Source organism: Aquiflexum sp. (genome assembly GCF_041749095.1).
GTDB lineage: Bacteria > Bacteroidota > Bacteroidia > Cytophagales > Cyclobacteriaceae > Aquiflexum.
In genome coordinates this window covers 1-11,116 of the sequence record NZ_JBGTCA010000060.1, presented here as the reverse complement: position 1 = coordinate 11,116, position 11,116 = coordinate 1, and the positions used below count along the sequence as shown (strand labels likewise).

Genomic DNA, 11,116 nt, shown 5'->3' with positions numbered 1-11,116 from the left:
AAAAAGCTTTACCTACCAGTCTTGTTCATGGTGGTTTTTGGTTTTTCCTTGAGTCCGATTTTGGCACAGGAATATATTGTCAGCAATGTCCACATCATCAACCTGGAAAATGATCAGGTCTTAAAAGACCATCTGATACATGTCAAGGGGGATAAAATAGAAGCGCTTTTGCCCATGGCAAAAGGCAAAAGTCTTGCAAAATCCATCCAAAGAATCGACGGAAAAGGCTCCTTTGCCTATGCGGGATTGGCGGAAATGCACTCCCATATCCCTACTACCGAAACTGATGATTTCTCCTATATACAGGATGTGATGTGGCTATACCTGGCCAATGGTATTTTGAATGTCAGAGGAATGATAGGCCATCATTCCCATTTGGAACTCAAAAAGAAAATCGATTCGGGGGAAATCACCGGTCCCAGGATTTTTGCGGCAGGCCAGTCATTGAATGGTGGTTCTGTGGAGAATCCGGAAATGGGCGCCCAAATGGTGCGTGAACAAAAAGCCGCTGGTTTTGACCACCTCAAACTGCATCCCGGTCTGGACATGCCCAAATTCCTCGCCATCGCCAGCACTGCCAAAGAAGTGGACATCAAGTTCGGTGGCCATATCTCCCTGGATGTGGGTTTGGTCAATTCACTGAACAATGGCTATCGCTCAGTGGAACATATGGATGGATACATTGAAGCTTTGGTAATGGACAAGTCCAAATTGGATCCACAGGTTGCTGGCCCCTTCAGCATGATGGCTGTCAAGGATGCAGACAAATCACGGATTCCTTATTTGGTCCAATTGACTTTGGACAAAAAAGCTTGGATAGCGCCTACCCTAACCTTATTTGAAAGATTCTTCGGCTATATCCCTGCGGATGAATTCAGGCTTGAAACCGATATGAAATATATGCCCGGAGTACAGGTGCAACAATGGGTCAATCAGAAAAAACTTCTCGAAAACCAAGGCGTCCTCAAAGAAGAAAATGTAAAACCCTATCTGGAATTCAGAAAGGAAATGCTGATGGCTTTGCACCGTGGCGGGGTTCCCATCATCATGAGTTCTGACTCCCCCCAGGTTTTCAATGTCCCCGGTTTTTCTATCCACAATGAAATCTCCTCCATGCATGAAGCTGGCATGACCCCTAATGAAATCCTGATAACAGGTTCCCTAAACATCGCCAAATACTTTGAGAATGAAGGTCAATTCGGTGTCATCAAAAAAGGCGCTTCCGCTGATTTTGTCTTGGTGGAAGGCAATCCCTTGGAAAATCTCTCCAATCTCAGGAAAGTAAATGGGGTGATGGTCAGGGGCAAATGGCTGCCGAAAGAGAAGTTGCAGGAGGAGTTGAAGAGGATTGAGGAGAAGAATGTGAGGAGGTGAAAAGAGATGTTGTAATGTGGGTGGGGGTAATTGATTGGTTGGAGGAATGGTTTTGTTTTTAGATTTGAGTTTTGGAGGAAGGGTCAAATTGTCAACGACCTTGATAAAAAACATAGGATGTAAATAACATATTGCCTGGTGTGACCTACGAGCCAAAAACGATTTCTAAATTTAAATTATACTTGGCGGACTTTCCAGAAAACGGTGAACTTTCTGAATACAGAAGAGCCCTATGTTTTTAATCTATTGTTGGCAGTTTTTCTGTTTTATTCTACTAGGTTCTTGGAGCTGTTTTAATATTTTGTGGCTACTCTACTGACTATCTTTGAATAACGAATTTCTTACTCAAAACATGGGCTGAAGTGCTGATCCTGACAACATAAAAGCCTGCCGCCAGTTTTCTGGTTATGAAAGTAACACTACTCCCATCTTCAAAGCACTTTTCAGCTACTCTAATTCCATTCATGTCTAGGATTTCGATTTTCTCCCACCGATATCCTTCCGGTATTTTGATATTTACTTCATCATCAACTGGGTTAGGATATACCATAATGCCTGCATTCGGCACTTCCTTCTCAATACCTGTAACTATAAGATAAACCACATCAGATCTCACACCGTCTCCACAGGGACCGATAGTCTCCACAGCATATTCACCAGTGGTAGCGGCCTGATAGGTTTGCTGTATCGCGTTTGTAATTGGCTGGCCATTCAGGTACCACTGGTTTCCGTGCGCGTTGCTAGATGTGAGCATTGTCCCCGAAATAGTCAAATGCGGCATTGACGGGAGCACGCAGAAGCTTATATCTTCTGAGTTCACTTCACCTGTCTGCGAAATAGCCTGAGATGCGCGCAGTACCACTATTCCGGTGCCCGTAAGCCTTAAAAGATTCCCCTCCAGCACGGCTGGACCTGAAACTACACTGTAGCTAATTGCTTGGGTAGAACTGCTTTTGGCACTGATCGTAAACGGAGGATCGCCCATTGATTTGTCCTCTATAGGATCCCAAGTTATTTGGGGTGCTACCCGCGCAGCAATACTGAACTCAATATCCCTGATCTCACCGAAAAAATATTCCGCCGCACAGGAGGTCCTTCCCTCCTTCTGCGAAGATTCAGCGCGTATCCTCAACCTGTAAATACCATCAGCCAGGTTCTCGGGGACATCAAAAGAAGCAGTATGCAGATTCGTGGCTGAATTACTGCTGTAAATGACCTCTTCTTCTTCAAAATGCATATTCCTGTTGAAATCAATCCAAGCTGTAGAGAACATATCGTGATCGTTCTCTATCTTTAAAGAAAGCGTGTAGCTGTTTTCCACATTTAGAATACTGGTCGGAAGGGAAAGAAAGTTGTAACTGAAACATGTGGCCGGATTTCCATTCACTATGACTGTGTTTCCGTAAGAAATATTAAAACTATTAATGATTTTACTGTGAGTAGAACAAGGATCTGCTGACGGCACACAATAGAATGCTGGGGTTTGTATACTGACTACATTTGAAAATGAGTTTTTGGAATTTACAGGTCTGATCCGGTAATAGTAAGTTTGGTCTGCTGCTAAAGTCTTGTCACCAAAACTAGTTGTATTCTTTTCACTGTAACCAACACTGTAAAAGTCATGGTCTGGAAAGGTAGACCTTTCAATAAAAAAGCTAGTCTCATTGGTTGAGTTGTCCTGCCAAGTCAGGTGAACAAAAGAGGGGGTGTTAACTCCGGCCTGAAAGGAAGCTGTTAGAGCAGAAGGAGCATTCACCGGGACCTGGTTGTGATTGAAAGGGTAATAGCCTGTAGGACCAAAATAATTTTCATACACCAGCCGAGTCAATTGCATTTGCTGCAATGTAAATTTCTGATATATGTAACTATTTTGCCAGTATGACATAAAATTTTCTATCATGGGAGCATAAAGATCACCGTTGGCATCTACAATAGTCCCGGTATAACCATTGACATCAACTGTTGCACCTGGAAGCCCATATGGGTCAGCGGGTGTGTCGCAGATATAATCTCCCCCTACATGGCAGTTGGATCCGTCGACAAGTTCAGCCATATTAGAGTTATTTCCTTCATGTGTATGTAAACGAAAAAAGGAATGTCCCAATTCATGAATCAATGTCTTAGGCTCGCTGATATTACCGGCTACCACAACATAAGTGGAAGGAGGGTATTCTGCAAAACCTAGTGGGCCATCAATGCTGTGCGGGTAAAAAAGATTAATCATCCCTGCCTCTTTATAGTTTGCTGTGTTTGATGTCAGGATTTGGTGTTCATTATATTTCAGATAAAAAGCCTGATCCAGATCAATGTAATTAAAGTCTCCAACTAAATAAAACTGAATTCCGGCATCTAAAAAATGCTTATTAGTAGCCGTAATATGCTCCAGAACCCGATTCTCTGCAATTGCTACTTCTCCATTGCTGTGCCTTAAGATGTGAATTTTCAGGGGAACATAGTACATTTCATCTTCGAGATTGCCTTTGGCATCGCGACTCTGAATGGCCTGCTGCAGAACTTTGGCAAGTCTGGCTTCCTCTGCAGGATCAGGAGCAGTAGTGCCACAAATCTGTTGTGCACTAGCTCCGAAAGTAGTGGCAAGTAAAAGGCAAATAAGATATAGCCTTTTGTAATAAGAAGTCATTCTTTGTTCCATATGAATATAAATTCATGCTATTCTTTTAAACTTCTACTAAAACCAGCTGAATAGAGCAATATTTATTTTTCTGTTTTTCATGGATCTGTCACTCCCTCGTAAATTTCATTTCCTTACTTCCCTGTTTCAATATTACTTCGGAAGAATTATGCCCAAATTCCAATACTATTCCAGCTTGGAGATGCTTAAAAACTGTTTGACTCTCCGCATGTAAAAGAAAGGGATCTTGTCCGCTTGCCTGAGCAATCAAATATCCATTTTTATGACTCACCACTATCTTAATGGGTGCCTGAGCGCTGGAATAGGTCCCTGAAAGTTTATCCAATTCTGAATCCTCTATTTCTAGTTTGAAAAGCAATGGCAGGGAAGCATTGTGTTCATAAAGGGTGTTAAAAATTTGCTGTACTATTTCGCTATTGCTGAAATTCATACCATTCGAGGTTATCACAATTGTGATACGATCTTCAGGTTGATGGGCTACAAAAGAAACAAATCCATCAATGTCTCCCGTATGTCCATAACTTTTTCTGCCACTATAATTAAACTCAAACATTCCGTAGCCCATTCCATTTTCAAATGACATCATTTTGGCTAAACTTTCCTTCCGAATCAGTTTTCCACCCAACAATGCTTCCTGGAATCTGATAAGTTCGGTCGGAGTGGATTTGATAAATCCTGCCCCCATGGATACCATAGGATGGGTTTGGGGCATTTTTTCCCAATCTCCCAAAAATCTATAGGAATGACTTTCTTGTTGACTTAAACTATAGTTTCCATCTGGATAAGTGTTCTTGAGTTTAAGCGGTCTGATTATTTCTTTCTCCAAAATTTCTCCATAGGTTTTATTATATACCTCTTCCAGGATATAGCTCAATAGGATATAGTTTGAATTGCTGTATTTGACATTCGTTCCGGGCTCAAAAGCTGGTTTGGATTCCGAGGTTTTGGTTATCATCTCGGCTCTTGTAATTTCAGCTTCCTTCCAATCGGAATAATTCCTTTGACTTGTCACACTAAAAATCCCACTCCTGTGCCCCATCATTTGTTCTATACTGATGAATTCTGAATTCGGAATGGAAGGGAAAAACTCCGCCAATTTGGTATCAAGTAAAAGTTTTCCTTCCTCAACAGCTCTTAAAACAAGTGTAGCTGTATACATTTTTGAGATTGATCCCACCTTATAAATGGTATTCAGAGTTGCTTTTTTGTTGATATCAATATCTTGAAACCCTACCGCTCTTGAATAAATAACTTTGCCATTTTTGGCCACCGATACGCTGCCCATAAATTTTTGGTTCTCTTCAAGAGAGAGCAATAAAGTATCCAACTTCTCCTTTTTAAGTTGCTGAGCAATCCCAGGTAAATAAAGGAAAGAGAAAAGGGTAAGAGTTAAAATATAGTTTTTCATAATCTTAAACATTTAGATTTAATTAGGGGATTGGGAAAACAACTGCAAGGTTGCATCCAAAAATATATCTTGGCTATTAAAGTCTTTTTAGTAGCCGGAATTATAAGGTGATTTTAACAACGTTGGAGTATTAGCTGAAAAATCTACCCAAGGGTTTTTTCCCAGGTATTTGGATAATTTAACTTTAGGGTCTTCATATCGCATTTCAAATTTTTGGGGACCATGAGCAAATGCAACAACTAATCCGTATTCAGCATCAAAAAAACCTCCATGTGGGCCTAATCCAGGATAACTTATCCGCCAACCTAGATCGTCCAATCCAACATGTCCTAATGTAAGCTTTCCCACAACATTATCAGGTAAAACAAAAAACCATGTCCAAGGGCCACCTGAAACGATAGTCATTACTTCGTCAATTCCCATTCCATTATCTGAACTATTAACATGCAACTTTCCGAATTTATTCTGAAGATACACAGCAACTTCTGGAGATAAGGCTTTCATATCATAGACTTTTGGATAAGGGGACATTGCTTCTTCCTTTGTAGATAAAAAACCACCTCTTCGAGCTTCAGGTTTTCTTCCGGATTTTTTTATTTGGTCAAGCAAGTCTTTTCTCTTTAAATAAAAAATTGAGATTAATTTATCAGCTTCGTTTTCATTTAAAGCTCTTGTTCTTGAGGTTTCAAGTATTGGCTTTGCATCCTTAGGTAGATTAATTGTACTTACACGTACCCCTACGGCTCTTAAAATGGCATTAATACGCTCAATTCCTTCAACATCAGCTCTTCCATCACTAAAAGATAGCGTTAAATTTTCATGTGTTTGATTTTGAGACCATCCATTTATTGCTAATAATAAAAACGCCGTTAGACTAAAAGACTTAATCAATACGAAGCTGATTTTACTTAACTCTATTATTTGTTTTTCTAAAGTTTCCATTTGCGTGTTTTTAAATTACACTACAAAAGTCAATATTATTTTTTATCAAAAAATTAAGGTATCTTAAGAAAAATTACTGATGAATATTTCTTAGAATAATGGAAATGTTATAGTTTTTTTGGACATTCAAAAAACCATTTATTTTTAAAAAATACTTCTTGAGATACGCCGTTAAGTAATTGTTTTCCAATTTTTCTACACCGCAACACCTTGGCTCATTGGAAATTCCTCATCTAAATGAATATAAGTAGTATATTCAACCTTTATATTCAAAAAAAGGGATCGGGTTTTTGTATCATCATGGTCTTCTAATTAAATGTTTGTCGTTTCATAATTTGTTTTTTTTTGTAAAACTCAAAACTAAACAGATCAAATACGTTAAGATATCTTACTAAAGCCGACTGCCCATATTTTTACGGATTGTACTAAGGTGTTCAGGCGTTATTCCCAAATAAGAAGCTATCATGTATTGAGGGATTTGCTGCTCCATAATCCTGTATCGCTTAACAAAATTATAATATCGTTCTTCGGCAGTTTGACTCATGGAGTGAATGGTTCGTTCCTGAAGTGCCACATATCCATTTTGAGTCTTGATCCTGAAAAACCTATCCAACATATGGATCTCGTTAAAAAGCTCATTAAGCCTGTCCCTATGGATCTGTAAAACAACACTATCCACAATGGCCTGAATAAAATAGGTGACAGGTTTCAGAGAAAGATAAGCATAGAGATCATTCATCCACCACCCTTTTATACCGAATTGAAGAATATATTCCCTTCCTGCTTTATCAATTTCAAACAACTTAAGGCATCCTGCTGCGATAAAACGCATATGGTTGGAAGGTTCTCCTTTTTGAAGCAAAAACTGCTTTTTCTTTAGCGTAATAGGTTTGAATGCCTCTTCAACTAAATCCACTTCTGCTTCGTTCAAAATAACCAGCTCTTTAATATTTTGGATTAAAGGTTCATGCATCTCTACTCAAATGCTAAATTGAATTTTAAAAACTTAACTTCTAATCCTATGCTTTGAAAAGCTACTGGGACATTCTTGCCTACCATCAGCGTACCCCTTATATCTGCATAGGAGGAGGCATTTATTATTGATAAATTTAGACTAAAGTTCATTAGAATAGCAATAATTCTAAAAGAACTTTCGAAAAATACTGCCAAGGAGGTGGACATCATGTTTGGCGGCCACATCTCCTTGGACGTGGGTTTGGTCAATTCGCTGAACAACGGTTATCGCTCGGTGGAACATATGGTTGGCTATATTGAAGCCTTGGTTGCCGACAAATCCAAACATGACCCACAAGTAGCGGGAACGTTCAGTATGATTGCCGTAAAAGATGTCGACAAGAACAAAATCCGGAACTGGTCCAATTGACTTTGGACAAAAATGCCTGGATAGCTCCTACACTCACCTTATTTGAAAGATTCTTCGGCTATATCCCTGCGGATGAGTTCAGGCTTGAGTCCGAAATGAAATATATGCCCGGGATACAGGTACAGCAGTGGGTCAATCAGAAAAAACTCCTCGAAAACCAAGGCGTCCTCAAAGAAGAAAATGTCAAACCCTACCTGGAATTCAGAAAAGATATGCTGATGGCTTTGCACCGTGGCGGTGTTCCCATCATCATGAGTTCTGACTCCCCACAGGTTTTCAATGTCCCCGGTTTTTCTATCCACAATGAAATCTCCTCCATGCATGAAGCAGGCATGACCCCTAATGAAATCCTGATAACAGGTTCCCTAAACATCGCCAAATACTTTGAAAAAGAAGGTCAATTCGGTATCATCAAAAAAGGCGCTTCCGCTGATTTTGTCTTGGTAGAAGGCAATCCCTTGGAAGATCTTTCCAATCTTAGGAAAGTAAATGGGGTAATGGTCAGGGGCAAATGGCTGCCGAAAGAGAAATTGCAGGAGGAATTGAGGAGGATTGAGGAGAAGAATTTGAGGAGGTAAAGATTGATGGAGTGTTGTCAAATTGATTTATTGGTCAGTAATGGATTGGTTTTTTTGGCAATGTGAGATTCTAACGTATTGTTTTTATGACGGCTGCGATTTTCGAAATGTGTATTTGTCCCATGTACTGAAACGAAATTAAGAAAACTAAACTTCATAACAACATGGCACCCGCAGCTGGCATAAACACAGTGTGGTGGCCAGTTGGGTTCAGTCCATCACCATGAGCCGATCTCATTTTTTTCAGTTGAGAGACTATACTCTGTTCATTCTACCTTTACAATAGTAGCCTGCCGCCCGATGATGCTCCATGAGTTGTTCTTGTACAGCCAAACATGAGTAAACCGCCTGGTAACAATTTTACCGGAATTTGGCTGGGTACGCTGAGGTTTTATCACTTCACCCCCCATCACAATGGCTACATTATCATGGAACGTTATTTTTTCAATCGTTCGCTCGAAAGATGCATAGTCCAGACCACCTGCCCGGAAGAGAGCCTTTGTTCCTTCAGCTGTCCCAACAATGTTGGCCGGGGCGTTGATCACCATGTTGGGAGACCAGATTTTGTCAAACAACATTGTAGAGTCACTTTTCAAGACATACTCACGCTCGAGATTTTCCAACCGTCTGATCTCATCTTCTCTGGAATCTTGACATCGTGCCGCGACTGCAATCGAAAACATAATTGATAAAATAAGTAAGTGTTTCATGTTTTTTAGATTTTGTTAAAACAAAAAACAAAAAATCAAATCAAAAACTTGGGTAGAAAAAGGACATTTTTATCGAAGTTTGAGCAACCGCTCAGGAGCCTTTAATTCAGTGTTAATCCATATTTTAGGTGTAACCCCTATAAATTCCTTAAATTCTTTCTCCAAGTGATGGTAGTCGGTGTAGCCATACTCTTGCGCGATCGATGACCATGTTGTAACCGGGTGCAGGAGCTTATATTGATAGGCGTGATTAAACCGGGTAAGGCGGACAAACAATTTTGGGGTCATTCCTATTCGCTCCACAAAATTCCTGTAGAACTGCTTCTGGCTCAAGTTTGCCTTATCTGCCAACGCCTCTAAAGACAATGATGTTGGATCAGCTAGAATATAATTGGCAGCTGCATCTATCGACCTTCCGACCAGTAGTCCTTTACATTTTGAAAGCAGGAACTGTTCAACAATGGAGAACATTAACGCAGGGTTTTCGGCAGCAGCAGCTAACTGTTCGCTGACTAGTCTTACTTCTGTGTTAAAAACTAACTCCGCATCGACATAGTCACTGGGGAAGCCAGACATGTGAGACCTCATCAATCTGTACAATACGCCTGGTCGAAGATGAATGATCAGAGCGAGGAACTCAGAACTAACTTGTAAAATTTTCTTACCTATCTGATGACTGTAAATTGCTATAGGTGGTGGTGTGGATATTCTACCAGTCTGAGGATCCTGTAGGTTCACTGACCCTTTAATGTAGAAAACAATCTTTTGTTCTGCCTTGGGTGACCTATGTTTAGTTGGTGGGACCTCATTCTGATTGAATTGAAAATGTATAAGGGTGTAATTTCTTACAAAATCACATAGACAAGGACTGGGTAAAAAGTTCTTATAAATCATTTCAATCAAACAGAAGCCTGCCGTTATTAAATATTAAAACTAAGTTGTATTCGTAACTTTGTCACCATTACCACGATTTTTTATTTTCGACATGGTCTAATCTGTCCAAGTCCAACCCAATTGGCCACAATCGGGTCAGGCAAGGGAATTTCACCCTCACCTTCCCACAGAACTCCCGAAAATCGGGACAGGCTGTGCGTGAGACTCTCACCTCACACGGCTCTTCATACCAACAACCACTTAAAGGTAATGCTTTAATTTGATCAATTACCCCTTCACAATATCCCAAATTATTCTTTACCGTACCATCCCCTTTTCAGGGTATTTATTACTGGAATCCGATTGATAAAAGAAGAATTTGAGACTTTATCCCTTGGAGAATTGAGGTCAGAGACATGGGAACTATAGAATTATGTTGATTTTGAAAATCGAGTAGGAAGATAGACACCCTCGTTCTAGGCTGGAGGATTTCAATTACATAACCCATAGTGAACTTTCACCTCCAAGTTGAGCCTATAACGGCAGACATAAAAAAGGCCGGAAAAAACCGGCCTTTAAAATATGATAAAATCGCTAATTCATTTTTTTGAATTTTCAATATAATCAAACTTGACTTTTTCAAATTGCTCCTTAACTACTTCGATCAAACGATCTGATACAACTTCGGCAATTTGGCTGGGAGTCATTCCTTGTTTTATCTCCTGAACCTCTGTTGTTTTTTTCTTAAACACAGAAAGCACATCCTCCTCAATAACATTACTGTCATAGCGCCTATTAAATGATAGAATACTCATATCGATTATTTTTTAAAATAGTTTTTATAGAAATGCTGATTCAACTCTGGCTTAAAATATTGCTTACGCTTAATCCATACAAATCCATCACCCTTTGATATAATTGCCACATCTACAGGTCCTCCAACACTTTCTTCTGCAAAAGTAATCCTCCTTTTTAGATAAGTCAAATATATCAAACTTTCTGCCATTTCTGCAAGGTCTTCTTTTGAAAGACTGCTCACAGCACTCATCAGCGGAGTTATATAGTTTTGGTATTTTATTTTTTGGTTCATTTCATTATAGTTTTCGACAAGCTTTTGTATATCCAGGTTTTCAATTTGTTCTTTAAGAAGATCATTGGTATCACCAATCATATTTATCAAAGCTTCATTATATT

At 39.6% G+C, this 11,116-nt stretch carries 11 protein-coding genes; 3 read left to right on the top strand and 8 right to left on the bottom strand.

What is annotated here, in order from left to right:
- Nucleotides 1–1,374: amidohydrolase family protein (locus ACEW8O_RS03890; RefSeq protein WP_373493314.1), on the top strand; the 1,374-nt coding region annotated here is incomplete at its 5' end.
- A 319-nt stretch (nt 1,375–1,693) separates the two neighbouring features.
- Here ACEW8O_RS03890 and ACEW8O_RS03885 read toward each other — a convergent pair.
- The 4 genes from ACEW8O_RS03885 to ACEW8O_RS03870 form a co-directional block, all read right to left on the bottom strand.
- Nucleotides 1,694–4,027 carry a GEVED domain-containing protein gene (locus tag ACEW8O_RS03885; RefSeq protein ID WP_373493313.1) on the bottom strand — a complete coding sequence of 778 codons (2,334 nt, stop codon included), beginning with the start codon at nt 4,025–4,027 and terminating at the stop codon, nt 1,694–1,696.
- 88 nt (nt 4,028–4,115) lie between these two features.
- Nucleotides 4,116–5,435 carry a serine hydrolase domain-containing protein gene (locus ACEW8O_RS03880; protein ID WP_373493312.1) on the bottom strand — a complete coding sequence of 440 codons (1,320 nt, stop codon included), beginning with the start codon at nt 5,433–5,435 and terminating at the stop codon, nt 4,116–4,118.
- A gap of 87 nt (nt 5,436–5,522) precedes the next feature.
- Nucleotides 5,523–6,377: a hypothetical protein gene (locus tag ACEW8O_RS03875; RefSeq protein WP_373493311.1), complete on the bottom strand. Its 855-nt coding sequence runs from the start codon at nt 6,375–6,377 to the stop codon at nt 5,523–5,525.
- A gap of 391 nt (nt 6,378–6,768) precedes the next feature.
- Nucleotides 6,769–7,350, bottom strand: a complete 582-nt coding sequence (locus ACEW8O_RS03870; protein ID WP_373493310.1) for a Crp/Fnr family transcriptional regulator — start codon at nt 7,348–7,350, stop codon at nt 6,769–6,771.
- A gap of 210 nt (nt 7,351–7,560) precedes the next feature.
- On the opposite strand from ACEW8O_RS03870, the gene ACEW8O_RS03865 reads away from it, so the two are divergent.
- On the top strand, nt 7,561–7,761 hold the full coding sequence (locus ACEW8O_RS03865; protein WP_373493309.1) for a hypothetical protein: 201 nt from the start codon (nt 7,561–7,563) through the stop codon (nt 7,759–7,761).
- Entirely contained in the window at nt 7,758–8,339 is a 582-nt protein-coding gene (locus ACEW8O_RS03860) for an amidohydrolase family protein (RefSeq protein ID WP_373493308.1), read from the top strand. Before ACEW8O_RS03865 ends, ACEW8O_RS03860 begins: the two co-directional genes overlap by 4 nt.
- 266 nt (nt 8,340–8,605) lie before the next feature.
- Here the strand turns inward: ACEW8O_RS03860 and ACEW8O_RS03855 are convergent, their stop codons facing one another.
- The 4 genes from ACEW8O_RS03855 to ACEW8O_RS03840 all read right to left on the bottom strand — a co-directional run.
- Nucleotides 8,606–9,049, bottom strand: a complete 444-nt coding sequence (locus ACEW8O_RS03855; protein ID WP_373493307.1) for a nuclear transport factor 2 family protein — start codon at nt 9,047–9,049, stop codon at nt 8,606–8,608.
- A gap of 69 nt (nt 9,050–9,118) precedes the next feature.
- Nucleotides 9,119–9,625: a helix-turn-helix domain-containing protein gene (locus tag ACEW8O_RS03850; protein WP_373493306.1), complete on the bottom strand. Its 507-nt coding sequence runs from the start codon at nt 9,623–9,625 to the stop codon at nt 9,119–9,121.
- An 896-nt stretch (nt 9,626–10,521) separates the two neighbouring features.
- Nucleotides 10,522–10,737 carry a hypothetical protein gene (locus ACEW8O_RS03845; RefSeq protein WP_373493305.1) on the bottom strand — a complete coding sequence of 72 codons (216 nt, stop codon included), beginning with the start codon at nt 10,735–10,737 and terminating at the stop codon, nt 10,522–10,524.
- A gap of 5 nt (nt 10,738–10,742) precedes the next feature.
- Nucleotides 10,743–11,116: hypothetical protein (locus ACEW8O_RS03840; protein WP_373493304.1), on the bottom strand; the 374-nt coding region annotated here is incomplete at its 5' end.

Coding starts and splice junctions, on each gene's coding strand:
- ACEW8O_RS03885 (WP_373493313.1), bottom strand. CDS start 4,027: ATGGAACAAAGAATGACTTCTTATTACAAAAGGCTATATCTTATTTGC.
- ACEW8O_RS03880 (WP_373493312.1), bottom strand. CDS start 5,435: ATGAAAAACTATATTTTAACTCTTACCCTTTTCTCTTTCCTTTATTTA.
- ACEW8O_RS03875 (WP_373493311.1), bottom strand. CDS start 6,377: ATGGAAACTTTAGAAAAACAAATAATAGAGTTAAGTAAAATCAGCTTC.
- ACEW8O_RS03870 (WP_373493310.1), bottom strand. CDS start 7,350: ATGCATGAACCTTTAATCCAAAATATTAAAGAGCTGGTTATTTTGAAC.
- ACEW8O_RS03865 (WP_373493309.1), top strand. CDS start 7,561: ATGTTTGGCGGCCACATCTCCTTGGACGTGGGTTTGGTCAATTCGCTG.
- ACEW8O_RS03855 (WP_373493307.1), bottom strand. CDS start 9,049: ATGAAACACTTACTTATTTTATCAATTATGTTTTCGATTGCAGTCGCG.
- ACEW8O_RS03850 (WP_373493306.1), bottom strand. CDS start 9,625: ATGTCTGGCTTCCCCAGTGACTATGTCGATGCGGAGTTAGTTTTTAAC.
- ACEW8O_RS03845 (WP_373493305.1), bottom strand. CDS start 10,737: ATGAGTATTCTATCATTTAATAGGCGCTATGACAGTAATGTTATTGAG.